Raw genomic sequence first — 26,292 nt, 5'->3', positions numbered from 1 at the left:
AGACCGCACCACCGCTCGCCGGTTCAGCCTTCCAGCTTCTTGCGCAGCAGTTCGTTGACCTGCTGTGGATTGGCTTTGCCTTTGGATGCCTTCATGGCCTGGCCGACGAAGAAGCCGAACATCTTGCCGCGCTTGGCTTCGTCGCTGGCGCGGTACTGCTCGACCTGCGCCGCATTGGCGGCCAGCACTTCGTCCAGCATGGCTTCGATCGCGCCGCTGTCGGTGACCTGCTTGAGCCCTTTGGCTTCGATGATGGCATCGGCAGAGTCGCCTTCACCGGCGGCCAGTGCCTCGAACACCATCTTGGCGATCTTGCCGCTGATGGTGTTGTCCTTGATGCGCAGGATCATGCCGCCCAGTTGATCGGCGCTGACCGGTGACTGGTCGATCTCCAGACCTTCCTTGTTGAGCAGGCTGGACAGCTCGCCCATCACCCAGTTGGCGGCCAGCTTGGCGTCGCCGCAGGTCTGCTGAACCTGCTCGAAGTAGTCGGCCAGTTCACGGCTGGCGCTCAAGACGCTGGCGTCGTAGGTCGACAGGCCGAACTGGCTTTCGAAACGCTCGCGCTTCTGCTGCGGCAGTTCCGGCAGTTCGCCACGGACTTCCTCGATAAAGCTCGGCTCCAGCACGACCGGCAGAAGGTCCGGGCAGGGGAAGTAACGGTAATCGTTGGCTTCTTCCTTGCTGCGCATGGAACGGGTTTCGTCCTTGTTCGGATCGTACAGGCGGGTTTCCTGGATCACCTTGCCGCCGTCTTCGATCAGCTCGATCTGGCGCTGGACTTCGGTGTTGATCGCCTTCTCGATAAAGCGGAACGAGTTGACGTTCTTGATCTCGCAGCGGGTGCCGAACTCGGCCTGACCCTTGGGGCGCACCGAGACGTTGCAGTCGCAGCGCAGCGAGCCTTCGGCCATGTTGCCGTCACAGATGCCCAGATAACGCACCAGCGAGTGGATGGTCTTGGCGTAGGCGACCGCTTCCTTGGCGCTGCGCATGTCTGGCTCGGAGACGATTTCCAGCAGCGGGGTGCCGGCGCGGTTGAGGTCAATGCCGCTCATGCCGTGGAAGTCTTCGTGCAGGCTCTTGCCGGCATCTTCTTCCAGGTGCGCGCGGGTGACGCCGACGCGCTTGACCGTGCCGTCTTCCAGGGTGATGTCCAGATAGCCCTTGCCGACGATCGGATGATCCATCTGGCTGGTCTGGTAGCCCTTGGGCAGGTCCGGGTAGAAGTAGTTCTTGCGCGCGAACACGTTGGTCATGCCGATCTCGGCGTCGATCGCCAGACCGAACTTGACCGCGTTGCGCACGGCCTGGGCGTTGAGCACCGGCAGGGTGCCCGGCATGCCCAGGTCAACCAGGCTGGCCTGGGTGTTGGGTTCGGCGCCGAAGGTGGTGGCGCTGCCGGAGAAGATCTTCGACGCGGTGGTGAGCTGGGCGTGGATTTCCAGCCCGATGACGATTTCCCATTGCATTGCTGTCAATCCTCTCAGTAGCCGGCCGGAGCGCGCTGGTGCCAGTCGGTAACCTGCTGGTACTGGTGCGCAATGTTGAGCAGACGGGCTTCGCTGAAGTAGGGCCCCAGCAGTTGCATGCCCAGCGGCAGACCGTTGGCAAACCCGGCGGGCAGGGCGACGCCCGGAACCCCGGCCAGGTTGGCGGTAATGGTGTAGATGTCGGTCAGGTACAGGCTGACCGGATCGTCGATCTTCTCGCCGATCTTGAACGCCGGGGTTGGCGAGGTCGGGCAGAGGATCACGTCGACCTGCTCATAGGCGGCCATGAAGTCGTTCTTGATCAGGCGGCGAATCTTCTGCGCCTGCAGGTAGTAGGCGTCGTAGTAACCGGCGGACAGCGCGTAGGCGCCAACCATGATGCGGCGCTTGACCTCGGCGCCAAAGCCTTCGGCGCGTGAGCGCTTGTACAGGTCGGTCAGGTCGGCCGGGTTCTCGCAGCGGTAGCCAAAGCGCACGCCGTCAAAGCGCGACAGGTTGGATGAGGCTTCGGCCGGAGCGATGACGTAGTAGGCCGGAATCGCCAGCTCGGCGTTCGGCAGGCTGATTTCCTTGACCTCGGCGCCGAGCGCCTGGAACTGCTTGACCGCGGCGCTGATGGCATCGCTGGTCGCAGCGTCCAGGCCGGCGGCGAAGTACTCCTTGGGCAGGCCGATGCGCAGGCCCTTGAGCGAGTCGTTCAGGCCGGCGCTGTAGTCCGGCACCGGCTGGTCGACGCTGGTGGAGTCCTTGGCGTCAAACCCGGCCATGACCTGCAGCATCAGCGCGCAGTCTTCGGCGGTGCGGGCCATCGGGCCGCCCTGATCCAGACTGGAAGCGTAGGCCACCATGCCCCAGCGGGACACCCGACCATAGGTCGGTTTCAGGCCGGTCAGGGCGGTGAAGCCGGCGGGCTGGCGGATCGAGCCGCCGGTATCGGTGCCGGTGGCTGCCACGCACAGGCGTCCGGCAACAGCGGCAGCGGAGCCACCTGACGAGCCGCCGGGTACCCGGTCGGTATCCCACGGGTTGCGGGTCGGGCCGTAGAAGCTGGACTCGGTGGACGAGCCCATGGCGAATTCGTCGAGGTTGGTCTTGCCGAGGCTGACCGCGCCGGCGTCGAGGAAACGCTGGGTGACGGTCGATTCGTACGGCGAAATGAAGTTGTCGAGCATCTTCGAGCCGCAGCTGGTGCGTTGGCCCTGGGTGCAGAACAGGTCCTTGTGTGCCAGCGGTATGCCGGTCAGCGCGTTGGTGTTGCCGGCGGCGATGCGGGCGTCCGCCGCGGCTGCCTGCTCAAGGGCCGATTCGGCGGTCACGGTGATATAGCTGTTGAGGTTGCCATCAAGCTGCTCGATGCGCTTGAGGTAATGCTGGGTCAGCTCGACGCTGGACAGCGCCTTGCTCTGCAGGGCCTGGGACAGTTCGGCCAGCGTTTTTTCGTGCATGGGGGTAGTCTCTTGTCGGCGCGGCAGGATTATTCGATGACCTTGGGAACCAGATACAGGCCTTCTTCGGTGGCCGGTGCGATGGCCTGGTAGGCGTCGCGCTGGTTGCTTTCAGTCACTTCGTCGGCGCGCAGGCGCTGGATAGTTTCCAGCGGGTGGGCGAGCGGGGTGACGTTGCTGGTATCCACCGCCTGCATCTTGTCGATCAGGTCCAGAATGCCGGACAGTTTGGCGGTAGTAGCGGGGATTTCATCCTCGCTGATGGCGATACGGGCCAGATGCGCGATCTTTTCCACATCGGTGCGGTCCAGGGACATGTGTAAAGCTCCATGTAGCCGGAAGAATTCCGGTTGGCTGCTGGCGACAGGCGCCGTTGGGTGGTTCGCCACGGGAAATGCGGGCAAAGGCGGGAATTTACCACAGCGCGCCTTGCCCAAAAACCCCGCCATTGTTAGAGTTGCGACACTTCCGGAAGTACCGATTAGCTACCTGTTTGCCCTGTTTCCTAAAGGCCTTTCGCCGCTATCCATCCGTGCGGCGATGCAGTGGGCAGGTGGTTTATCAGTGCTTTCTTTATATTTTTACCATTAACCCACGCGTCCTCGGGGTCTAGTCAACGCATGTTCAAAAAAATTCGTGGCATGTTTTCCAGTGATCTGTCCATCGACCTGGGCACTGCCAACACCCTCATTTACGTCCGCGATCGTGGCATTGTGCTGGACGAACCCTCGGTGGTTGCCATTCGCACCACCGCCGGCAATCAGAAAAGTGTTGTTGCCGTTGGTACTGATGCCAAACGCATGCTGGGACGCACGCCCGGCAACATCCAGGCCATTCGCCCGATGAAAGACGGCGTTATCGCCGACTTCAGTGTCTGCGAAAAGATGCTGCAGTATTTCATCAACAAAGTGCACGAGAACAGCTTTATCCAACCGAGCCCGCGTGTGCTGATCTGCGTGCCGTGCAAGTCTACCCAGGTTGAGCGCCGGGCCATCCGCGAATCGGCCCTGGGTGCTGGCGCCCGCGAGGTATATCTGATCGAAGAACCGATGGCTGCGGCCATCGGTGCCGGCCTGCCGGTGGAGGAAGCACGCGGTTCCATGGTCGTGGATATTGGTGGTGGTACCACCGAGATCGCCCTGATTTCCCTGAACGGCGTGGTCTACGCCGAGTCCGTCCGGGTTGGTGGTGACCGCTTCGACGAAGCCATTGTCACCTACGTGCGTCGCAATTACGGCAGCCTGATCGGCGAGTCCACCGCCGAGCGTATCAAGCAGGAGATCGGTGTGGCCTTCCCGGGCGGCGAAATGCTGGAAGTCGACGTCCGCGGCCGCAACCTGGCCGAAGGCGTGCCGCGCAGCTTTACCCTCAACTCCAACGAGGTGCTCGAAGCGCTGCAGGAGTCGCTGGCGACCATCGTACAGGCGGTCAAGAGCGCGCTGGAGCAGTCTCCGCCGGAACTGGCTTCCGACATCGCTGAGCGTGGTTTGATTCTGACCGGCGGCGGCGCGCTGCTGCGTGATCTGGACAAACTGCTGACCCAGGAAACCGGCCTGCCGGTGATTGTTGCCGAAGAGCCGCTGACCTGCGTTGCTCGTGGCGGTGGCCGTGCGCTGGAAATGATGGACCAGCACACCATGGACCTGCTGTCGACCGAGTGAGTCGGCGGCCGGCCCGTTGCTATGCGGCGGGTCGTTGACGGCAACACGCCAGTGGCTGCGAGGAGCCTGCCATCAAACCGCTATTTATCAAGGGGCCGTCACTCGGTGTCCGCCTGATCGTGCTCACGGTGCTGTCCATCGTGCTCATGGTGGTCGATGCCCGTTTTGAGGCCCTCAAGCCCCTGCGCGCCCAGCTCGGGCTGCTGGTGGCGCCGTTGTACTCGGCTGCTGAAATGCCGGTGCGGGCCTGGGAGACGGTCAGCGAACTGACCACCAGCCGGGCCGCGCTGATTGCCGACAATGAACGGCTGCGCGCCGAAGCGCTGCTGACCCAGCGCAAACTGCAAAAACTTGCCACCCTGACCGAACAGAACGTGCGGCTGCGCGAACTGCTCAACTCGTCCTCGCTGGTGGATGAGCGCGTACTGGTCGCCGAACTGATCGGTGTCGACCCCAACCCCTTCACCCAGCGCATTCTGCTCGACAAGGGCGAAGCTGACGGCGTGTTTCTTGGCCAGCCGGTGCTGGATGCCAGCGGGCTGATGGGGCAGGTCGTCGAGGTTCTGCCGCACAGTGCCCGGGTTTTGCTGGTAACCGATGCTTCCCACAGCCTGCCGGTGCAGATCAATCGCAACGGGCTGCGCGCCATTGCCAGTGGTACGGGTCGTAACGAGTGGCTGGAGCTGCGCTATGTGGGCGATACCGCCGACGTACGCGAGGGCGATATTGTGGTCAGCTCGGGTCTTGGGCAGCGCTTTCCGGCTGGTTATCCGGTCGGTCGGGTGCAGACGGTGACGCGGCATCCGGCGCAATCCTTTGCCGAGGTGCGGGTAACGCCGTCGGCGCAGCTCAATCGCAGCCGCTATCTGCTGCTGGTGTTTAGCCCCGAGAGCGGTTACGGCGATGTGTTGCCGGCGCTGGAGCTGGGCACCGAGGGCGCTAGCGAGCAGGACGGTGGGGCGACAGCGGTTGGTGACGAGGCGGCAGAGGCGCCCGCCGCCGACAGCGAGGGCCAGCCGGCCGGGGAGGCAGCCGATGCAGACTAGTCTGGCGATCATCCTGAGTATTGTGGTGGCGCTGCTGCTCAGCGTCATGCCGATGCCCGAGCCGGTCAGTCTGGCGCGCCCGATGTGGCTGGCGCTGGTGCTCTCCTGCTGGGTCATGGCGCTGCCGCACCGGGTCGGCCTGCTGACCGCCTGGTTGGCGGGCCTGCTGTCGGACGTCTTGTTCGGCCAGTTGTTTGGTCAAAACGCGCTGGTGATGACACTGGTGGTCTGGATGGTGTTGCTGCTGTATCAGCGCATTCGCCGCTTCCCGTTGTGGCAGCAGAGCCTGGTCATGCTGCCGGTCTTTGGGATTGCCCAGATGGTCGCGCTCTGGCTCAACAGTCTGAGCGGCAATCGGCCGCCGACCCTGATGTTCCTGTTGCCGGCGGTGGTTAGTGCGGTGCTTTGGCCCTGGGTCTTCTCGTTGCTGCGCGGCGTGCGTCGGCGTTTCCATGTCAATTGAGCTGTTGCTGGCCTCGGCCTCGCCCCGGCGACGCGAGCTGCTGGCGCAGATCGGTGTGCCCTGCACCCAGCGCCCCAGCGAGGTTGATGAGCGGGTGTTACCGGGCGAGTCGCCTGAGGCCTACGTCGAGCGGGTAACCCGTGACAAGGCGCTGGCCGCCGTTGCTGCCTGCCCCGGTCGGGTGGTGTTGGCGGCAGACACGGCGGTGGTGCACGGCGGGCAGATTCTCGGCAAACCGCGCGACCGCGCGCATGCGCTGGACATGCTGGGCCGCCTGTCTGCTGACGCGCACTGGGTGATGACGGCAGTCGCGGTGGCCCGGGATGAACGTATCGCGCTGCAGCGGGTCGATACCCGGGTCTGCTTCCGCCGCCTGAGTGCGCAGGAGCTGGCGGACTACTGGGATACCGGCGAGCCGGCGGACAAGGCGGGTGCTTATGGTATTCAGGGTCTGGGCGCGGTCTTTGTCGAGCGTATCGAAGGCAGCTACAGCGCCGTGGTCGGGTTACCGCTGCGCGAGACCGCCAGTTTGCTTGAGGGCTTTGGCATTTCCTGCTGGCAACGGCCCTGACGCGGCTGTTCCGGGGCTCCAATCACCGGTATTGTGGTGACAGACAAGAAGCGAGAGAGCCCATGAGCGAAGAAATTCTCATCAATATCACGCCGATGGAAACCCGTGTTGCGCTGGTCGAGAACGGTGTGCTGCAGGAAGTGCACATCGAGCGCACCCAGCGCCGTGGCATCGTCGGCAATATCTACAAGGGCAAGGTAGTGCGTGTGCTGCCGGGCATGCAGGCGGCCTTTGTCGATATCGGGCTGGAACGTGCGGCCTTTATTCACGCCTCCGAAATCTCCCAGCGCGAGGGGCAGGCGGTAGAGCCGATCAGTGCGCTGGTGCACGAGGGCAAGGCGCTGGTGGTGCAGGTCACCAAAGACCCGATTGGCACCAAGGGCGCGCGCCTGACCACTCACCTCTCGGTCCCATCACGTTATCTGGTGTATATGCCGCGCACGCCGCATGTGGGCATCTCGCTGAAAATTGAAGACGAAGCCGAGCGCGAGCGGCTGAAGCAGGTCGTCGCCGACTGCCAGGAAAGTGAGGACATCGACGAAGCCGGCGGTTACATCCTGCGCACTGCCGCCGAAGGCGCCCGGCCGGAGGACATTCTGGTCGACATTCGCTACGTTCGCCGCCTGTGGCAGCAGATCGCCCAGCAGATGGGCACGGCGCCAGCCCCCTCGGTAATCTACGAAGACCTGCCGCTGGCCCTGCGCACCCTGCGTGATCTGGCCAACCCCAGGCTGGAGAAGGTGCGGATCGATTCGCGTGAGACCTTCCAGAAGGTCGAGCAGTTTGTGCACGAGCTGATGCCGGGCGTTGAGGAGTTGCTGGAGCATTATCCGGGCGAACGGCCGATTTTCGATCTTTACAGCGTCGAGGACGAGATTCAGAAGGCCATGGACCGGCGCGTGATGCTCAAGTCCGGTGGCCACTTGGTGATCGACCAGACCGAGGCGATGACGACCATCGACGTCAACACCGGCGCTTTTGTCGGCCACCGCAACCTCGAAGAAACCATCTTCAAGACCAACCTGGAGGCGGCCACTGCGATTGCCCGTCAGCTGCGTCTGCGCAACCTGGGCGGCATCATCATCATCGATTTTATCGACATGGAAGATGAGGAGCATCAGCGCCAGGTGCAGCGCACGCTGGAAAAACAGCTGGAGCGCGATCACGCCAAGACCAATATCATCGGTATCACCGAGCTGGGTCTGGTGCAGATGACCCGCAAGCGCACCCGCGAAAGCCTCGAGCAGGTGCTGTGCGAGCCTTGTCCGAGTTGCCAGGGCCGTGGCATTCAGAAAACGCCGGAGACCGTGTGCTACGAAATTTTCCGCGAGATCCTGCGCGAGGCGCGCGCCTATCAGGCCGGCTCCTACACCGTGCTGGCGTCGCAGGCGGTGATTGATCGCCTGCTGGACGAAGAGTCCGGCAACGTCGCGGATCTGGAGCTGTTTATCGAGCGTCCGATCAAGTTCCAGGTGGAAACCATGTACACCCAGGAACAGTACGATGTGGTACTGATGTGATGGCGGGCTGAGGCAATGCGCGGGCAACGCTGGCTGATACAAGGCCTGAACGGGCTGATCCTGCTGCTGGTTGGCTGGCTGCTGCTGGCGGCGGCTTATGTCAGCCTCGGCCGGCTGCTGGTGCCGACGGTTGCCAATTATCAGCAGGAGCTGGTTACCCAGGTTGAGCAGTTGACTGGCCGGCATATCGAGCTGCGCTCGTTGCAGGGGCAGATGCAGGGCGCTCAACCGGTGCTGACGCTGCGTGGGCTGCGCGTGCATGAGAGCCAGCAACCTGACAGCGAGGTGCTGTTTGATCTGGACGATGTGACGGCGCGGCTGAACGTCTGGCGCAGCCTCTGGCTACGGCGCCCGGTGATGGATGCGCTGCAGATTCGCGGCCTGGCGCTGTCGCTCAGTGAGGACGAGCAGGGCCAGTGGCATATGCAGGGCCTGGGCGAGCGCACCCGACGTCTGGGCGCACTGGAGCAGGCTATCGGTACGCTCAAGCAGCAACGGCGCATCACCTTGCTCGATACGCGCATTGAGGTCAGTCCCTTTGAAGAGCCGCGCTGGCAGTTCGAGCACGGAGACCTCACGCTGCTCAATGGCGACGGCTGGCATCGGCTGGACGGGCACCTGAGCCTGCCCGATGGCGAACGTCTACGCTGGCAGGTCAGCGCGCTGCTGCCTGGCGAGCAATTGTCCGAGGCGTCGCTTGGTTTCTTTCTCGAACTGCCGGCCAGCGACTGGAGTCGCTGGTTGCCCCACGACTGGCTGGAGCGCACCCACCTGCGCGAGCTGACTGCTGGCGGTCGCTTCTGGGGCAGCTGGCAGGAGCAACGCTTGCAGCGCCTGCAAGGCACCCTGATCGCCCCGCAGATTCGCCTGCAGAACGGTGAGCGCGAGCCGGTGCTGCATGACCTTTTCAGCCGTTTTGAATATGTCGATGACAGACAGACCCAGCAACTTCAGGTGCAGGACCTGAGTCTGCACCTGGGCGAGGAAGTCTGGCCCACCACCCGGTTGCAACTGGAGCGCGATATCGCTGACGGGCATTGGTCTGTTGCCCTTGATCGCCTGCGTTTGGCCAAGCTGAGCACCTGGCTGACACGGCTGGCGCCGGACCAGCCGGTGGCAGAGCTGGTCGGTGAGCTGGCGCCCGAGGGCACCCTGCGTCAGGTCCGTGTGAACGGCATTGACCCAGCCGGTGATCTGACCTCGCTGGATTTCAGCGGCCGGTTGGAAGAGGTCGGTATGGCGGCCTTTCATAACGCGCCGTCCTTCAGTGGTGTCAGCGGCACGGTGCAGGGTAGCCCGCAGCAGGGCGAGCTGCGCGTGGATGCGCAGCAGTGGAGCATGCAATTGCCCAACCTGTTCCCCGAGCCCTGGCAGTATCAGCGTGCTCAGGGCCTGCTGAACTGGCGTTGGTCCAAGGAGCAGGGGCTGCAGCTGGACTCGCCGGGCATCGCGGTCAGTGGCGAGGATGGCGATGCCAGCGCGACGCTGTCGCTGCATTTGCCGCCCACCGGGCAAACCCCGACGATGGACCTGCAGGTTGCGCTGCGCAACAGTCAGGCGCCGGTGCACCGCGCCTATCTGCCGGTGCGCTCGCAAGGGTTCAGCCCGGCACTGGCGACCTGGATGGCTGCCAGCGGTGTGCAAGGCCAGGTGCCGCTGGCGATCTTTGAGTACCACGGCTCGCTGCTCAAGGGGGCGAGTGCCGAGGAGCGCGAGATCGCCCTGTATGCGCAGCTGCGCAGTGGCGAGCTAGTATTCCAGAGCGGCTGGCCGCCCCTGACCGAGCTGGATGCAGACTTGCTGCTGCGTGGCGGGGCGTTGGATATACGGGCCAGCAATGCCCGATTGTTGGGCGCTCAGGCCCATGGTGCGCGCGTTCATGGTCAGCTGATGAATACCACCGGGCCCTTGCAGCTGCAGGTCGAGTCCGCTTTCGAGGGTTCGGTCAGCGATGCGCTCAAGCTGATGCAGGACAGCCCCCTGGCCGAGCTGACCGGCAACCCGCTGGCCGGCTGGAGTGGGGAGGGGGCGGTCAGCGGTGAACTGCAGCTGTCCATTCCGCTGCGCCGCAGCGGCGAGCAGGCGGCGCAGACGCAGGCGCTGGTTGAGTGGCAACTGGCTGACGCGCAAGTGAACATCCCCGTATTGCAGGCCCCGCTGGAGGCGATTGACGGGCAGTTTCGCTTTGCTCGTGGCGAAGGGCTGAGTGCTGACACGCTGTCTGCCCGTTTTCTTGGCGCGTCCGTTGAGGGACAGCTGACGCCCTTGGGTGAGCGTGGGCAGCGCCTGCAGTTGCACGGTCGTCACCGTGTCGAGCAACTGCGACGCTGGGCCCTGCTGGAGGCGGTTCCGGCCTCGCTGCTTAGTGGTGAGCTGGGTTGGCAGGCTCGGGTTGATCTGCAGGCCGGTCGTCAGCAGATCCGCCTGCGCAGTGACCTGAAGGGGCTGGTGTTGTCGTTGCCCGAGCCCTTTGCCAAGGATGCAAAGACGCCGCGCCCATTGCAGGCCGACCTGACGTTGGCGAACGGCCAGCAGCGTTGGCAGATTCAAAGCGACGACGGCCTGCAGGCGGTGCTGCGCTATCGCGGCGGTGAGCTGGCCGGAGACGTGCGTTACGCCAGCGGCGCGCCCAGCCTGCCGCAGGCGCCAGGCATCAACCTGCAGGCCAGTCTGCCGGTGCTGGACTGGGACCAATGGCGACAATGGCTTTCAGGTTTGCAGTCCTCCGGTGCGGCCAGGCCGCGGCAGCTTTCCGGTTCGCTGGGGCAGTTGCAGGTGCGGGCAGACCGGTTCGTCGGTATGGGTCTGGAGCTGGACAATCTGCAGGCCCGCGTCGGTCACGGCAATGCTGGCTGGCAGATCGATGTGGAGCAGAGCGATGTGGCGGGGCAGGTGCTGGTGCCCGATGCCGATGGCGAGCCCATTCGGGTGGACCTCAGTCGCCTGCGTCTGCCGCGTGCCGAGAGTGCTGACGCGCCGCCATTGCCGCAGCCAGGGGAAACGGATGCCGAGCCGGTGGACCGCCTGGCGGGAATCAAACCCTCCACGCTGCCGTCTCTGGATGTGAATATCGACCGGCTGTCGTGGGGCGCTGACCCGATCGGTGCCGCCCGGTTTGCCCTGCGTCCTGACGCCACCGGCGCCCATCTGCCGGAGCTGGATGTCGACCTGCGCGGTTTGCGCATCAAGGGCAGTATGGATTGGCGGGAGGCGCCGGCGCACACGGTCTTCGAAGGCAGCCTGGAGGCTGACGACATTGGCGAGGTGCTGAAGAACTGGCGTTACGCACCGACCATCACCAGCGACAGCTTTGTCACCAACGCTGCGTTGAACTGGCCCGGCTCTCCCGCCGCGTTTGCCTTGCGCACCTCCTCCGGTACGCTGGGTATTGAGGCCCGCGATGGCATGCTGCAGAGTGGCGAAGGCAGCGCCGAGGCGCTGCGCGTGTTCGGCCTGCTCAACTTCAACGCGCTGACCCGGCGCCTGCGGCTCGACTTTTCCGATCTGTTCAGCAAGGGGACCGCTTACGACAGCCTGGACGCCGGCCTGTATGTGGAAAATGGCGTGCTGCACAGCGAACAGCCGGTTGTGCTGGAGGGCCCCGGCGTAAAACTGCAGCTTGAAGGCAAGCTGAATCTGCGCAGCAACCAGGCGGACATGGGGCTGCTGGTAACACTGCCGGTGACCAACAATCTGCCGCTGGCCGCGATTATTGCCGGCGCGCCGCAGATTGGCGGGGTGCTGTTTCTGGCTGACAAGATTCTGGGCGACAAGGTCGCGCGCTTTGCGTCGGTGAAATACCGGATTAGCGGCGACTGGCAAAAGCCCAATGTTGAATTTGACCGCGCCTTTGACGACAAGGCGGCGCTCGAGGAGGAATGAGATGGCAACGGTGGCTGCGGTACAGATGACCAGCGGCCCGGAGCCGGCGGCAAACCTGCAGGTGGCCGCACGGCTGATCGCCGAAGCCGCCGGGCAGGGCGCTGAACTGGTGCTGCTGCCCGAATGCTTCGCCGCCATGGGCACCTCGTCGCTGGCGGCCATTGCCGAGGCCGAGTGGGGCGAGGCGCGCCCGATTCGCCGTTTTCTCGCCGCGCAGGCGCGCCAGCATGGTGTCTGGCTGGTCGGCGGCAGCTTGCCGCTGCCGGCCCAGGCTGGCGGCAAGCCAATGGCCTGTCAGCTGGTAGTCGATGAGCGTGGTCAGGAGGTGGCACGCTACGACAAGCTACACCTGTTTGATGTCGATGTTGCCGATAGTCACGGCAGCTATCGCGAGTCCCGGGACTACGACTTTGGCGATCAGGTGGTGTGCATCGACAGCCCGGTCGGGCGGCTGGGTCTGAGTATCTGTTACGATGTGCGCTTTCCCGAGCTCTACCAGGCGTTGCGCGCCCAGGGCGCCGAACTGATTGTGGTGCCAGCCGCCTTTACCGCCGTGACCGGTGCCGCGCACTGGGAGGTGCTGTTGCGCTCGCGGGCCATTGAAACCCAGTGTTGGGTGCTGGCGGCCAACCAGGTGGGCGAGCATCCCAATGGACGACAGACCTATGGTCATAGTTGCCTGATTGATCCCTGGGGCGCCGTTCAGCAGTGTCTGGCTGCGGGTGAGGGCGTAGTGACCGGTACGCTGGTGCCTGATCAGTTGCAAAGTGTGCGTGAGCGCATGCCGATAACCCGACATCGTCGTTTCGCCCTGCCGGCCGAGCCATTGCCGCCGGGCAAAGGAGTTTAGTGAACATGAGTGATATCGTCGCCCGCGCCGAGCAGGCGCTGCTGCAGCCCGCCGAGTTGAGCGCAGATGCCGTAGCCGGCGTACTGGGCTCACTGGTACAGGCGCCGGGGGTAGACGCCGCCGACCTGTATTTTCAGCACCAGATCAGCGAGTCCTGGGTGCTGGAGGACGGTATCGTCAAGGACGGCAGCTTTCATGTCGACCAGGGCGTTGGCGTGCGTGCCCTGTCCGGAGAAAAGACCGGCTTTGCCTACAGCAATGACCTTCGTCTGGGGGCATTGAGCCAAGCGGCTGGCGCGGCGCGCTCCATCGCCCGGGCCGGCCAGGCCGGCAGCGTGCAGGCCTGGCAACGTCCGCAGGCTGCTGCGCTGTATGCCGTGGACAACCCGCTGGATGTGCTGCCGCAGGGTGACAAGGTGGCCTTTTTGCAGCGTATCGATGCCTTTACCCGCAGCCTCGACCCGCGTATCAGCCAGGTTACGGTCAGCCTGGCCGGGGTCCACGATACCGTGATGGTTGCTGCCAGTGACGGCACTTGGGCCGGTGATATTCGCCCGCTGGTGCGCATGAACGTCAGCGTGATCATAGAGCAGAACGGGCGTCGCGAACGCGGCAGCAGTGGCGGCGGTGGGCGCACCGACTACCTGTATTTCGAGGCAGAGGAGCGGGCGCTGGGATACGCGCGTGAGGCCGTGCGCCAGGCGTTGGTCAATCTCGAGGCGATCGCCGCGCCGGCCGGCAGCATGCCGGTTGTCATGGGCCCGGGCTGGTCTGGGGTGTTGCTGCACGAAGCAGTCGGTCATGGTCTTGAGGGTGACTTCAATCGCAAGGGCAGCTCGGCCTACAGTGGCCGAGTGGGCGAGAAGGTCGCCTCCAGCCTATGCACCATCGTCGATGACGGCACCCTGCCAGGTCGCCGGGGCTCGCTCAGTATCGATGACGAGGGCGTGCCCTCCAACTGCACCACGTTGATCGAAAACGGCGTACTCAAAGGCTATATGCAGGACAAGCTGAATGCGCGCCTGATGGGCGTGCCCGCGACCGGCAATGGTCGCCGCGAATCCTATGCTCATCTGCCGATGCCGCGCATGACCAATACCTATATGCTGGCGGGCGAGAGCGATCCGGAAGAGATTATCCGCTCGGTGAAAAAGGGCATTTACTGCGCCAACCTGGGCGGTGGTCAGGTCGACATCACCAGCGGCAAGTTTGTCTTCTCCACCAGTGAGGCCTACCTGATCGAAGACGGCAAGATCACCGCCCCGGTCAAGGGCGCCACCCTGATCGGCAACGGCCCCGAGGTGATGAACCGCGTCTCCATGGTCGGCCACGACCTGAAGCTCGATACCGGTGTGGGCGTGTGCGGCAAGGATGGGCAGTCGGTGCCGGTCGGCGTTGGTCAGCCGACACTGAAGATCGATCAGATTACAGTCGGCGGCACCGGCTGACGCCGGTCCCGCAGCCGCAAGCTTCAAGCTGCAAGCAAAAAGGCCGAGCAGGGCGGATGTTGACGGTAAGCCCAAGGCCCTGGATAGCAGTAAAGGACGTTGGTACAAGCGCACAAGCCGAACCAAAGCACAATCTGATGTGGCTTGTGGCTTGTGGCTTGTGGCTTGTGGCTTGCCGCTGCTACTGCGCTTCAAACCGCCCAGCCAGCCGATTCTTGCGCACCTGGTCAACCGGGAACACCTTGCCGCTCATGGCGACGTAGACGCCGTGGGGCAGGCAGTTGAGGGCGCCGATGGCGAGGCCCAGGTTGAAGCTGGCGTCGGTATCGCGAAAGCGTGCCGGCTGCATTGCGCCGGTGAGTACGATAACCTTGTCCTCGATATCCGCCAGCGCCGCGCCGGTGACCGTCATGGTATCGGTTCCGTGGGTAATCAGAATGTGCTCATAGGGGCAGGCTGCGACGCTGGCGTGAATCAGATCGCGGTCGGCGTCGGTCAGTTCAAGACTGTCCTTGCGTGTCAGTGACTCGATTTGGTACTCAAAGCCGACACGCGCTTGCTGCAGGATATCCGCGGCCATGGGGTCGCCGATCTGGAACTCGCTGAGCGCGTCGAAATAGATCTTGTCGATAGTGCCGCCCGTGCTGAAAATCTGAATGAACATCCGGTATCCCTTTGCGCTGAGTCTGTCTGCGTATGTCTGTTGAAGAGTCTACCTTGTCTGCGGTTGAGCGTATCTGGTGGGTTTACATGGTGCGTGCCGAGAATGGCCACCTGTATACCGGCATCAGTGTGGACCCTGAGCGGCGCTTTCTTCAGCATCAGAGCGGCAAGGGCGCGCGCTTCTTCAATCGCAGTCCGGCGGCGGCGCTGGTGTGGCGTCGTAGCTGCGCCGGTCATGGCGATGCCTTGCGACAGGAGAAGGCGATCAAGGCGCTGACGCGCAAAGCCAAGGAGTGCCTGATAAATCAGCCCGATGGTGACTTATCAGTCCGCCCGAAGGGCTAGCCAGCCTCCGTATGGGCGGTCTACAGTGGCGGTTCATTTCGCCGGAGAGCTGTCATGACCGACCTGATTCTGCATCACTACCCGCAATCCCCCTTTGCCGAAAAAGCTCGCTTGCTGCTGGGCTTCAAGGGCCTGTCCTGGCATTCGGTGATGATTCCGCCGGTGATGCCCAAGCCCGATCTGACGGCGCTGACCGGGGGCTACCGGCGTACACCGGTGCTGCAGGTGGGGGCTGACATTTACTGCGACACCGCGCTCATCGCGCGCCGTCTGGAGCAGGAAAAGGCAGCGCCGGCGCTGTTTCCCGAGGGCCAGGAGGCGGCCGCTGCCAGCCTGGCGCAGTTCGCCGACCAGGTGCTGTTCCAGCACGCCGTGGCGATCAACTTCCAGCCCAAGGGTCTGGCCGAGCGCTTTGCCGGCATGCCCGAGCAGGTAATCAAGGGCTTTGTGGCCGATCGTCAGAAGTTGTTCAGTGGTGGGACGGCCAGCCGTCTGGATACCGAGGTGGCGTTGGGCCAGTGGCCGGCGCTGCTGTCACGTCTGGAAACCCAACTGGAGCGCGATGGCGACTTCCTGCTGGGCAGCCAGCCAAGCATCGCCGACTTTTCCCACTATCACGCGCTCTGGTTCGTTGCTTCCAACCGCGCGGTAGCCGATGCCCTTGAGCCCTATCCGGCGGTACGTGCCTGGATGCAGCGCGTGCGCGACATCGGTCACGGCTCGCATGCCGAGCTCAGCGCCGACGAAGCGATTCGGATTGCCCGCGAGGCCACACCGGCGGCGCTGCCGACCGATGCCATCAGCAGCCCGACGGGCTTGGCCGCAGGTCAGGCGGTGATCGTCAATGCGGTCGACTACGGCACCGATGAGGTGGCGGGCACTCTGCTGTACGAGGGCGCCGAGGAAATCATTATCGCCCGTGAAGATGAGCGCGCCGGCCTGGTACACGTGCACTTCCCGCGCTTCGGCTTCCGTATTCGCGCGGCATGAGTCTAGCCGCGTCAGTGGCCGGCGTTGGCCACTGACGCGTCTTGCAACACTCTATTGGATTGCGTCCCTCTCGCCAGCCTGATGGCGCTGCGTTAATCTGCGCAAGCGGTCAGCTCGACCGTTTCTCCCTCAGGACCCCCTGCCATGTTTGACTGGATCTTCCTGCCCGAAGCCTGGGTGGCGTTGGCGACCTTGCTGGCGCTCGAAATTGTGCTCGGCATCGATAACATCATCTTCATTTCTATTCTGGTTGGCCGCCTGCCGCCGCAGCAGCGTGAACTGGCGCGCCGGCTGGGTATCGGCTTTGCCATGCTGACGCGGCTGGCTCTGCTGTTTTCGCTGGCCTGGATTATCGGGCTGGTCGAGCCCTGGTTCAGTGTGCTGGGACAGGATATTTCCGGACGCGATCTGGTGCTGATTCTCGGCGGCTTGTTCCTGCTGGGCAAGGCGACCCACGAGATTCATCTGAGTCTGGAGGCGCCGGCGGAGGCCGAGGCCTCAATGGCGGCGGCTGCGCGCAATGGCATGGTCGGTATCGTGGTGCAGATCGCTCTGCTGGATATCGTATTTTCCCTCGATTCGGTGATTACTGCCGTCGGGCTGGTGGACCACCTGTCGGTGATGGTGATTGCTATCCTCGGCGCGGTCGCGGTGATGCTGTTCGCCGCCAAGTCCATCGGCGACTTTGTTGACCGCCACCCCAGCATCAAGATGCTGGCGCTGTCGTTCCTGATGATGATCGGCCTGACGCTGATGGCCGAGGGGCTGGATGTGCATGTGCCCAAGGGCTATATCTACTTTGCGATGGCCTTCTCGGTAGTGGTCGAGCTGCTCAATATCCGGGTGCGCCGCAACCGGACGCAGCAGGACGGCTGAGGTTCAGGCCTTCATGGGCTGGTAGCCAGGCAGGCTTTCGATGCGCCGCAGCCAGGCGGTGATGGCAGGGTAGCCTGTCAGCTCAAAGCCGCCGTCGGCGGCAACGTGGGTGTAGGCGTAGAGTGCGATATCGGCCAGGCTGGGCTCGTCTGCAACCAGATAGGGGCTGTTTTGCAGCTGTGTTTCCATCACGTCCAGCGCCTTGTAGCCACCTGCCTGTTTGCTCAGGTAGTCGGCTCGGCGCTCCTCTGGCAGGCCAAGGTAAAGCGCGATAAAACGCGCCACGGCGATATAGGGTTCGTGGCTGTACTGCTCAAAGAACAGCCACTGAAGCATCCGGGCGCGGCTGAATGGCTCCGTCGGAACGAGGCGGCTGCCCTCGGCGAGGAACAGCAAGATGGCATTGGACTCGGCCAGGCAGCGGCCGTCGTCCAGTTCCAGCAGCGGCACCTTGGCGTTGGGGTTGCGGGCCAGGAAGTCGGGCGTGCGAGTGTCGCCGCGCATGATGTCCACAGTTTGCCATTCATAGTCCAGGTCAAGCAGGGCGCACAGCAGCTCCAGCTTGTAGCAATTGCCGGAGCGGTGATCACCGTAGATTTTCATGGGGTGTGCTCGCAAGGGGGAGTGACTAACTGTCGTCCGGCTTCGCCTCGTCGTCAATCTGGTGTAGGGTCGCTATTGCAACTCAGGCGCGGTCAGTTGTACCGCTGCACAACGGGTGATCGAGCAGACAGGGGTAGAGACGGCGTGGACAGCATTATTGCGGTGGACAACCTGACCAAAACCTACGCCAGTGGTTTTCAGGCGCTCAAGGGGGTTAGCCTGCAGATTCGACGTGGTGAAATCTTCGCGCTCCTTGGGCCCAACGGTGCTGGCAAGACCACGCTGATCAGCATCGTCTGCGGGCTGGTGAACCCGACCGGCGGGCAAGTGCTGGTCGACGGGTTCGATAACCGCCGCGACTATCGTCAGGCCCGTCAGCGCATTGGCCTGGTGCCGCAGGAGCTGACCAACAACATGTTCGACAGCGTCTGGGCTACCGTGCGTCTCAGTCGCGGTTTGTTTGGCAAGCCGCGCAATGATGCGCTGCTGGAGCAGATCCTGCGTGAGCTGTCGCTGTGGGACAAGCGCAATGAGCGGATCATGGATCTGTCCGGCGGCATGAAGCGTCGAGTGCTGATTGCCAAGGCCCTGGCGCACGAACCGGAGGTGTTGTTTCTCGACGAGCCCACCGCCGGGGTCGATGTGGCGCTGCGCCGGGATATGTGGAATATGGTGCGCCGCCTGCAGCAGCGCGGGGTCACCATCATTCTGACCACGCACTATATCGAGGAAGCCGAAGAAATGGCGGATCGTATTGGCGTGATCCGTCAGGGCGAGCTGATCCTCACCGAAGACAAGCACAGCCTGATGCAGCAGCTCGGTACCCGGCAGCTGACGCTGCAGTTGCAGCAGCCATTGCCGGCCATCCCGGCGGCGCTGGCGGAGTATCCGCTGACGCTGGAGGAGCAGGGCTACGCGCTGGTGTACACCTTCGATGCCAAAGCCGAGCAGAGCGGTATCGCCGAGCTGTTGCGTAGTGTGGATCAGTTGGGAATTGAGGTGCGGGACCTGCGTTCAAGTCAGAGCTCGCTGGAGGACATCTTTGTCGGGCTGGTGCACAGTCGCGAACAACCGCAACAGGCGTCGACACTGGGAGGTGCTGCATGAACCTGCAAGGAGTCAAGGCAATCTACCTGGCCGAAATGGCGCGCATGCTGCGCACCCGGCTGCAGAGCATCGCCTCGCCAGTGATCTCCACGTCGCTGTATTTCATCGTCTTCGGCGCGGCCATCGGCACCCGCATGACCGAGGTAGACGGCGTCAGCTACGGGGCATTTATCATCCCCGGGCTGATCATGCTGATGCTGCTGAACGAAAGTATTTCCAATGCTTCCTTCGGTATCTACATGCCGCGTTTCACCGGCACCATTTACGAAATTCTGTCTGCGCCGGTGTCGCCGTTCGAGATTGTGGTCGGCTACGTGGGGGCGGCTGCCACCAAGTCGGTGTTGCTCGGCCTGCTGGTATTGCTGACGGCGCGGATCTTTGTCGACTATGAGATTCAGCACCCGGTCTGGATGTTGGGTTTTCTGCTGCTGACCGCCATCACCTTCAGTCTGTTCGGCTTTATTATCGGGGTCTGGGCGGACGGCTTCGAGAAGCTGCAGATCATTCCGCTGATGATCGTCACCCCGCTGGCCTTTCTGGGCGGCAGCTTTTACTCCATCACCATGCTGCCGCCGTTTTGGCAGACCGTTACGCTGTTCAATCCGGTGGTGTATCTGATCAGCGGCTTTCGCTGGAGCTTCTATGGCGCGGCGGATGTGCACATTGGCGTGAGTGTTGGCATGACCCTGGTGTTCCTGACGCTGTGCCTGCTGGTCATCAGCTGGATATTCCGCACCGGCTACCGCATCAAACCCTGACAGATCTGTCCCCTCCCGGCGCGCGCCCCCTTGCCAGAGGGGGCATATGAGTGCCTTATCAAGCCATTTTATTGACTTTCTAGTGTTGCGCATTGAGAATGTGCCATCGTTTTGTTATGGTGTCGCTTTGATATCATTTGGATTTGCTGTGCGACGCCTGCCACGGATGCGTTCTTTGTCGTCGCCAGGCTGACTCCCAAACTCACACAGTGACGTCAGGTTAGGAGACAATTTGGTGCTGTTGTCGCGTGGAATTTTGCGTCTCCGAACGGTGTGCTGTTCGCTGATGCTCACCCTCTCTGGGCTGCTTTGCATGGCATCAGCACAGGCCTCAACCGGGCCCGGGTCGGTGGCTTTCTGGTATGCCGCCGAACCGCCGTTGCCCGAGCTGGCCCAATACGATTGGGTTGTGCTGGAACCTGGGCATGTCCAGCCCGATCAGGTTGCCTTTCTCCACGCCCAGGGCGCCGTCCCCTTTGCCTATCTGTCTGTTGGTGAGCTGTCTCCTGAGGATGAAGCCTCGGCGGATGCGGCGCGCCTGTCGAGCGGCGAGCGTAATCACGAGTGGCAGAGCGATATAGCAGACCTGGCCAGTCCGGATTGGCAGCAGCACCTGCTTGAGCGGGCCGCGCGCCTGCGCAGTCAGGGGTATCGCGGCCTGTTTCTGGACACCCTGGACAGCTTCATGCGCCTGCCGGAGGAGCGGCGCCCGGCGCAGCTGCAGGGGCTGGTTGCGCTGCTGCAGCGCTTGCACGCGGAGTATCCGGACCTTCAGCTGTTCTTCAATCGTGGTTTTGAGGCACTGCCGGAACTGGGCTTTGCGCCGGCTGCGGTTGCGGTGGAGTCGCTTGAAGCCAGCTGGGATCAGGCCCAGGGCCGATACGGTCGGGTTTCGGAAAGTGATCGCGCCTGGCTTGATGGCCAGCTCAAGCCGCTGCTCGATGCCGGGACGCCGGTCGTGGCGATCGAATACCTGCCGCCGGAGCAGCGTGCGCAGGCCCGCGAGCTGAGTCAGCGGCTACAGCAGCAGGGCTATCTGCCGGTCATCACAACGCCGGAGCTGGACTCTCTGGGTGTCGGCACGCTGGAAGTGGTGCCGCGCCGTATTGCTCTGCTGTATGACCCCCGTGAAGGTGAGTTAACCCGCTCGCCCGGTCATGTACTGCTGGGCGGCTTGCTTGAATACCTGGGCTATCGTGTCGACTATTTTGCCGTTGACGGCCACTTGCCCGAGCGTCGTTTTGACGAGCTCTACGCGGGCGTCGTGGTGTGGATGACCAGCGGTGCACCAGCGCAGGCCGGTCAGTTCCGGCGTTTTCTACAGGCGCGGCTGAATGAGGGGACGCGCATCGCGTTCTTTGGCGGCATGCCGGTAGACGACGCGCGCCTGCTTGCCCGTCTGGGACTGCGTCGCCTGGCTTACGAGCCGCGCGAGGTCAGCCTCAAACAGGTGGATGCCGCGCTGGTTGGCAGTTTTGAAGCACCGCTGCGACTGCGCGCGCGTGATCTGCTTGCCCTGTCTGCCGACGACAGGCTGCTGAAGCCGGCGCTGCAGGTGCAGGACGAGCAGAGCAATCTGCTGACACCGGTGGCCACGGCAGACTGGGGCGGCTATGCGCTGGCACCCTACCTGTTTCAGGAGTCGGCCTCTGGACGTCGCTGGATGCTGGACCCGTTCCGCTTCTTGCAGGCCAGCCTGCAACTGCCACCGCTGCCGGCCCTGGACGTCACCACTGAAAACGGCCGCCGCATCGCCACGGTGCATATCGACGGTGATGGCTTTGCCTCCCGCGCCGAGATACCGGGCACACCCTATTCCGGTGAGGTGGTGCTGCAGGACTTTATCCGCGCCCATGACTTTCTGACCTCGGTCTCGGTGGTCGAAGGCGAGGTGGGGCCCCAAGGCATGTACCCCTATCTCACCAAGCGCCTGGAGCCGATTGCCCGGCGCATCTTTGCCGACCCCAAGGTCGAGCCGGCAACCCATACCTTCAGCCATCCGTTCTTCTGGGAGCCGGAAAAAGCCAGCCAACGCGAAGGCTTCACTGCCGAGTACGGGATGAACATGGCGATCCCCAATTACCCGATCATGAACCTTGAGCGGGAAATAGTCGGCTCGCGTGACTACATCCAGCGTGAGCTGCTGCCGGCGGGTAAGCAGGTACGCTTGATCTTCTGGTCGGGAGAGGCCTTGCCCAGTGCAGAGGCGATTGGCATGGCGTACGCGGCGGGCATGGCTAACGTCAACGGTGCTGAGACCTTTATCACCCGTGCCAACCCCTCGTTGACCGGACTCTACCCCTTGCTGCGACCGACCTCGGGCGGTCTGCAGATCTACGCGCCGATCATCAACGAAAACCTGTATACCAACCTCTGGACCGGCCCCTTCTACGGGTTCGAGCGGGTGCTCGATACCTTTGAACTGACCGACTCGCCCCGGCGTCTGCGCGGTCTGAATCTGTACTACCACTTCTATTCCGGCACCAAGCAGGCGTCGATCAAGGCGATGGACGACGTGTACACCGCGATGCAACGCCAGCAGCCCATTTCGCTCTGGATGGGGGACTATCTGCGTCGTGTGCGCGGCCTCTATGAAGGGAGCATGGCGCGCCGCACCGACGGCCGCTGGCAGTTGCGCTCCCTGCAAGGGCTACGCACCGTGCGTCTGGACCCACAGCTCGGCTGGCCGGACTTGCTCAATTCCGAGGGTGTGGCCGGCGTTCGTGATCTGCCGCAGGGGCGCTATGTGCATCTGAGCAGCGACCGCGCGGTGCTGGCGTTGCAGGCGACGCGCGACACAGCGCCGGCGCTGGAGTACGCCAATGTGCCGTTGCAGGCGTGGGAATATCGTGGCGAGCGTGAGGTGCGGTTATCCATGGCCGGCCAGTTCGCCCTGCGCTTTGCCGTGCGCTATGCCGGCAATTGCAGCTTGTCTGCTGCCGGGCGTCGTTATGAGGGGCAGCGCCGTGGCGACCTGCTGGAGTTCAACCTTGAGCGTCAGGAGGTGAGCGATGCAGTACTCGCCTGCCGCTGAGTCGACCCCGCTGTTCCGGCCATGGGCCATGGGGCTGGCTATTTTGCTGGTGCTGGTGGTTCTGGTGCTGACGTATCAGAACAAGGACGCCTTTATGCCCCAGGGCGAGACCGACGCGGTGTCGGTGGGCTATGCCGAACTGCTATTGGCGGCTGAGCCTGACAATATCGAGCTGCGCTCGGAATTGGTTGAGATGCTGATCTCGCGCGGCGAGTTCTCGCGTGCGCTGAAGCATCTGGGTGACTGGCAGGGCGGTGATGAGCAGGCTCGGCGCTTCTACAACCTGGTGCTCGATGGCCGCATGGCCACTGTGCGCCGTGACGAGCAGGCGATTCTGAGTGCACGTCAGCGGCTGGCCGAGTTTGATCTGGCCGGGCTGACTCCTGCGCAGCAAATCCAGCTGGCAGACCTGGCGCTGGCGCTTGGTCTGCCGGGACGCGCCGCAGATCTGCACCTGGCGATGGCGCAGGTCGAAGGGCCTGATCAGCAAGCGCACCAGTTGGCCGCCGCACGTTGGTATCTGGCTGCGGAGCAGCCCGCCGATGCCGCCATCATCTACCAGCAACTGGCCGAGCAAGCACGCACTGTTGAGGGGCGGCGCCAATTTGCATTGCTGGCCTATAACGGTCTGCTGGCTGCCGATCAGGCTCAGGCAGCCAGTGTCTATGCGGTGCAACTGCTCGACAGCGGCAGCTTGAGCACCTTGGGCGACGACTGGTGGCTGCGCAGCGTACAGACAGCGCAGGGCGCGATGCGCTATGACCTGGCAACGCGCCTGGCAGAGCACTGGCGTCGGGCTGAGCCCGATAGCGTGGCTGCCCTGCAAGCACGATTCGACATGGCGCTGGCGGCAGGCGACACGGCTACGGCCTGGGAGGTGGGCAAAGATCTGTTGGCGCAGTCACCGCCCAGCGCCGAGCTGCTGCGGCAAATGGCTCAGCTGGGTCAGTGGCGCGGTCAGCCCGAAGCGGCGCTGGACTACTGGGTGGCCTATCTGGATATGGCGGCGGATGCCGAAGCGCGCGACAAAGCGTGGCGTCTGGCGTTCCAGCTGTTTGATTACAACCGCGGCATACAGCTGCTCGGCGCCACGGCAGCCTCCCGCCGCCTCAGCGATGAGGAGCTTGACGCACTGGTCTATGCCCATGAGCAGCGCGGCACGCCGGCCATGGCGGAGAACTGGCTGCGCGGCTATCTGCAGCGCGCTTCCAGCCAGCGTCTGGCCTGGACCCGTCTGGTGCAGAACCTGCATAACCGCGAGCTGCTGCAACGCGAAGCCGATACCTGGCCGCAATTTGCCGGGCGTCACCAGCTGACGATCACTGAACGCATGAGTTGGGCCGAGGTGCTCTGGAATCTGTATCAGCCTGAGCAGGCCTGGCAGGTGCTGGACGTGGCACCGCTCGATCAGCTCAGCCCGGATTACTGGCGCCTGCGCGCTGCGCTGGCCTGGGAGCTGGAGCGCGACGACGCGGTACTGGCCAGCTACGAGGCGCTGCTGGCGCAGGGCGCCGTGCTGCTGCAAAGCGAGCAGGCGCAGCTGGTTGATATGTACCGGCAACGCGATCCGGCGCTGGCGCTGCGGATTCAGGTAGCAAACTGGCGGCGCACGGGCGATACCCGCTACCTGACCGATGCCCTGCAACTGGCCGAAGAACAGCAGGACTGGGAGTTGATGGAAACGCTGGTGGCCGAAGCGATGCAGCAGCCGGCAAGCGCCAATCTGATGCCGGTGCTGTTGGCGCGCGGTTTGCTGGCCGAGCGCGCCGGGCAGTTTGCCGAAGCAGAGCGGTTGTACCTGCAGGGGCTGTCGCGCCAGCCGCGCAACAGCCTGCTGCGCGCACGGATCCTCTGGCTGTTTGTCGACAGTGCTGACCGGACCAAGCTGGCCCGTGCCCTGCGTCAGTGGGAGGGCGAAGCGCAATCGTTGCCGGTCATGTGGCTGCCCATGGGCGCGGCCAATCAACTGCTCTCGCGCAATACCCAGGCGCTGCAATGGTTCAATCGCCACCTGCGCGAACAACCCGAGGACACGCTGGCGCTGGCGGCCTACGCCGACGCACTTGAGGCGAGCGGCAGAGAGGCGGCCGCGCTGCAGCTGCGTTCGCGCCTGCTCAACCGCCTGCGCTTTGCCGAGACCGAACGGGCGCCCTTTACCGAACGCCAGATCTGGACGCGTCTGATGACCGCCGGTGGCTCACCCCGCCAGGCGCTGGCCGGGCTGCAGCGTTGGCACGATGGCTCGGTCGGCATGCTGCAGCTGTGGTATGCCGCGCAGCTGGCACGGCTGGACAGCATCAATCAGGAAGCGCAAAAGGACGCCTGGCTGGCCTGGGGCCGTGCACGCGGGCTGCGTGAAGAGGGCTATCAGCGCATTCAGGAAGCGCTGCGCACCAACAATCGCGAGGCGCTGGCCGCGCTGCTGGTCAACCCGCAGGTTGATGACGCCCACCGGGTTGCCGCGCAGGAGCGTCTGGGTGACGACAATCAGGCCATGGCCCAGGCGCTGTCCTCGCTCGGCGATGAGCAGCCGCTGGCTGTGCGCCGCCAGTTGTGGCGACAGTCGGTTGCCTTTCTTGAGCGCTACCCGCAGGGCGTGCGTGTCAGCTGGGGGCAGGAAGACTTTGGCGGCCTGAAGACCCGTGGCCCGCAGCTCAGCATCGCGCGCTTTATTGGCGAGAACTGGTACCTGCGTGCCGATGGCGGCAGGGTGACCTATGACTCCTCGCTGCTCGACAGCAGCGTGCTCGGCTCCGAGCAGAACCTGCTGCTGCGCGCCGAGCGCCAGCTGGGCAACGGCGACCTGTCGGTGACGCTGGACCACAGTGACCGACGGGATGACAACCGCACCGGCGCCGGCATCGCCAGGCGCTGGAGTGAAGGCGGCAACGAGGTGGAAGTGGGCGCCGACTGGCAGCGCGAAAGCCGCGAGACGGGTCTGATGCGCGCGCTCGGACAGGAAAGCGCACTCTGGCTGCGTGCCAGCCACGCCTTCAGCGCGCGTGACCAGTTGAGCTGGCAGGTCGCCCAGCGTGAGTTCGAGACCCGCTCGGGTGTTGATATCGGCTCCGGGCAGCAGCTGAACCTGGAGTTCAGCCAGATCCAGTTCTTTGAGGGACCCACCTGGATTCTGCGCAGCGGCATCGAGTATCAGCGCAACAGCCTCAGCGGCGAGCCGCTGGATTCTCTGCTGGTGGCCAACGGCGGCGCGGTGCGGCAGAACGATGTCACGGTCGATCAACTGCTGCCTGAGCGCGTCGGGCGGATCTATATCGGCAGTCAGCTGCGTCGTGGCATGCCGGGACTGATCAACCGCAACCGGGGCCAGTACACCTGGTTGCTGGATACCTCGACCGGTTGGGACTGGGAAGACCAGAGCATGAATTTTGCCATCAATGCCGGTATTGGTATTGAGGTGTTTGGTGATGATGAACTGGCGTTTACCGCGGGCTACCAGTCGGAGCCGGTCGGCGGTGACGGCGAGGCGGGCGGTACCGCAACGATTTCCTACAGCAGCCGCTTCGGTCGCTGAAGGCA

At 63.7% G+C, this 26,292-nt stretch carries 20 protein-coding genes; 15 read left to right on the top strand and 5 right to left on the bottom strand.

Features of this window, described 5'->3' with window-relative positions:
* Positions 1-23: 23 nt before the first annotated feature.
* The 3 genes from gatB to gatC are packed head-to-tail and all read right to left on the bottom strand — an operon-like array spanning position 24 to position 3,255.
* Positions 24-1,472 (bottom strand): Asp-tRNA(Asn)/Glu-tRNA(Gln) amidotransferase subunit GatB, encoded by a 1,449-nt coding sequence (gene gatB, locus ASB58_RS12680; RefSeq protein WP_118131099.1) that lies wholly within the window; start codon positions 1,470-1,472, stop codon positions 24-26.
* A gap of 14 nt (positions 1,473-1,486) precedes the next feature.
* Positions 1,487-2,938, bottom strand: a complete 1,452-nt coding sequence (gene gatA / locus ASB58_RS12675) for an Asp-tRNA(Asn)/Glu-tRNA(Gln) amidotransferase subunit GatA (RefSeq protein WP_118131098.1) — start codon at positions 2,936-2,938, stop codon at positions 1,487-1,489.
* Between the two features lie 29 nt (positions 2,939-2,967).
* Positions 2,968-3,255 carry an Asp-tRNA(Asn)/Glu-tRNA(Gln) amidotransferase subunit GatC gene (gene gatC, locus ASB58_RS12670; protein WP_096003228.1) on the bottom strand — a complete coding sequence of 96 codons (288 nt, stop codon included), beginning with the start codon at positions 3,253-3,255 and terminating at the stop codon, positions 2,968-2,970.
* 303 nt (positions 3,256-3,558) lie between these two features.
* Between gatC and mreB the strand changes: the two genes are divergently transcribed.
* The 8 genes from mreB to tldD all read left to right on the top strand — a co-directional run bounded on the left by mreB (position 3,559) and on the right by tldD (position 14,379).
* Positions 3,559-4,599: a rod shape-determining protein MreB gene (gene mreB / locus ASB58_RS12665; RefSeq protein WP_096003227.1), complete on the top strand. Its 1,041-nt coding sequence runs from the start codon at positions 3,559-3,561 to the stop codon at positions 4,597-4,599.
* Between the two features lie 86 nt (positions 4,600-4,685).
* Positions 4,686-5,645 (top strand): rod shape-determining protein MreC, encoded by a 960-nt coding sequence (mreC, locus tag ASB58_RS12660; RefSeq protein ID WP_181977932.1) that lies wholly within the window; start codon positions 4,686-4,688, stop codon positions 5,643-5,645.
* The gene (mreD, locus tag ASB58_RS12655; RefSeq protein ID WP_096003225.1) at positions 5,635-6,108 is read left to right on the top strand and encodes a rod shape-determining protein MreD; all 474 of its coding nucleotides are present in this window, start codon (positions 5,635-5,637) and stop codon (positions 6,106-6,108) included. Before mreC ends, mreD begins: the two co-directional genes overlap by 11 nt.
* The gene (locus ASB58_RS12650) at positions 6,098-6,679 is read left to right on the top strand and encodes a Maf family protein (RefSeq protein WP_096003224.1); all 582 of its coding nucleotides are present in this window, start codon (positions 6,098-6,100) and stop codon (positions 6,677-6,679) included. Before mreD ends, ASB58_RS12650 begins: the two co-directional genes overlap by 11 nt.
* 62 nt (positions 6,680-6,741) lie before the next feature.
* Positions 6,742-8,199 (top strand): ribonuclease G, encoded by a 1,458-nt coding sequence (gene rng / locus ASB58_RS12645; RefSeq protein WP_096003223.1) that lies wholly within the window; start codon positions 6,742-6,744, stop codon positions 8,197-8,199.
* A 15-nt stretch (positions 8,200-8,214) separates the two neighbouring features.
* On the top strand, positions 8,215-12,081 hold the full coding sequence (locus ASB58_RS12640; RefSeq protein WP_118131096.1) for a YhdP family protein: 3,867 nt from the start codon (positions 8,215-8,217) through the stop codon (positions 12,079-12,081).
* A gap of 1 nt (position 12,082) precedes the next feature.
* Entirely contained in the window at positions 12,083-12,931 is an 849-nt protein-coding gene (locus ASB58_RS12635; RefSeq protein ID WP_096003221.1) for a carbon-nitrogen hydrolase family protein, read from the top strand.
* A gap of 5 nt (positions 12,932-12,936) precedes the next feature.
* Positions 12,937-14,379 carry a metalloprotease TldD gene (gene tldD, locus ASB58_RS12630; RefSeq protein WP_118131095.1) on the top strand — a complete coding sequence of 481 codons (1,443 nt, stop codon included), beginning with the start codon at positions 12,937-12,939 and terminating at the stop codon, positions 14,377-14,379.
* A 181-nt stretch (positions 14,380-14,560) separates the two neighbouring features.
* Here tldD and ASB58_RS12625 read toward each other — a convergent pair whose 3' ends face one another.
* Positions 14,561-15,043 carry an asparaginase domain-containing protein gene (locus ASB58_RS12625; protein WP_118131094.1) on the bottom strand — a complete coding sequence of 161 codons (483 nt, stop codon included), beginning with the start codon at positions 15,041-15,043 and terminating at the stop codon, positions 14,561-14,563.
* Positions 15,044-15,075: 32 nt separating this feature from the next.
* Between ASB58_RS12625 and ASB58_RS12620 the strand changes: the two genes are divergently transcribed.
* The 3 genes from ASB58_RS12620 (at position 15,076) to ASB58_RS12610 (ending at position 17,253) form a co-directional block, all read left to right on the top strand.
* The gene (locus ASB58_RS12620; protein ID WP_118131093.1) at positions 15,076-15,387 is read left to right on the top strand and encodes a GIY-YIG nuclease family protein; all 312 of its coding nucleotides are present in this window, start codon (positions 15,076-15,078) and stop codon (positions 15,385-15,387) included.
* Positions 15,388-15,441: 54 nt separating this feature from the next.
* Positions 15,442-16,377, top strand: a complete 936-nt coding sequence (locus ASB58_RS12615) for a glutathione S-transferase family protein (RefSeq protein WP_096003217.1) — start codon at positions 15,442-15,444, stop codon at positions 16,375-16,377.
* 144 nt (positions 16,378-16,521) lie between these two features.
* Positions 16,522-17,253 carry a TerC family protein gene (locus tag ASB58_RS12610; protein ID WP_096003216.1) on the top strand — a complete coding sequence of 244 codons (732 nt, stop codon included), beginning with the start codon at positions 16,522-16,524 and terminating at the stop codon, positions 17,251-17,253.
* Between the two features lie 3 nt (positions 17,254-17,256).
* On the opposite strand, the gene ASB58_RS12605 is transcribed toward ASB58_RS12610, so the two are convergent.
* Positions 17,257-17,856 (bottom strand): glutathione S-transferase family protein, encoded by a 600-nt coding sequence (locus ASB58_RS12605; RefSeq protein WP_118131092.1) that lies wholly within the window; start codon positions 17,854-17,856, stop codon positions 17,257-17,259.
* A gap of 153 nt (positions 17,857-18,009) precedes the next feature.
* Here ASB58_RS12605 and ASB58_RS12600 point away from each other — a divergent pair, with 153 nt between their 5' ends.
* The 4 genes from ASB58_RS12600 to ASB58_RS12585 all read left to right on the top strand — a co-directional run bounded on the left by ASB58_RS12600 (position 18,010) and on the right by ASB58_RS12585 (position 26,287).
* Entirely contained in the window at positions 18,010-18,963 is a 954-nt protein-coding gene (locus ASB58_RS12600) for an ABC transporter ATP-binding protein (protein ID WP_407920681.1), read from the top strand.
* Positions 18,960-19,721 carry an ABC transporter permease gene (locus tag ASB58_RS12595; protein WP_083726186.1) on the top strand — a complete coding sequence of 254 codons (762 nt, stop codon included), beginning with the start codon at positions 18,960-18,962 and terminating at the stop codon, positions 19,719-19,721. The genes ASB58_RS12600 and ASB58_RS12595 overlap by 4 nt, the downstream gene beginning before the upstream one ends.
* A gap of 286 nt (positions 19,722-20,007) precedes the next feature.
* A complete protein-coding gene (locus tag ASB58_RS12590) occupies positions 20,008-22,755 on the top strand; it encodes a bifunctional glycoside hydrolase/polysaccharide deacetylase family protein (protein ID WP_118131091.1) in 2,748 nt (915 codons plus the stop codon).
* A complete protein-coding gene (locus ASB58_RS12585) occupies positions 22,733-26,287 on the top strand; it encodes a tetratricopeptide repeat protein (protein WP_118131090.1) in 3,555 nt (1,184 codons plus the stop codon). The genes ASB58_RS12590 and ASB58_RS12585 overlap by 23 nt, the downstream gene beginning before the upstream one ends.
* Positions 26,288-26,292 lie beyond the last annotated feature (5 nt).

This window comes from Pseudomonas abyssi (genome assembly GCF_003444685.1).
Taxonomy (GTDB): Bacteria; Pseudomonadota; Gammaproteobacteria; order Pseudomonadales; family Pseudomonadaceae; genus Halopseudomonas; species Halopseudomonas abyssi.
The sequence above is the reverse complement of the archived record's forward strand: the minus strand, read 5'-3'. Positions and strand labels throughout refer to the sequence as shown.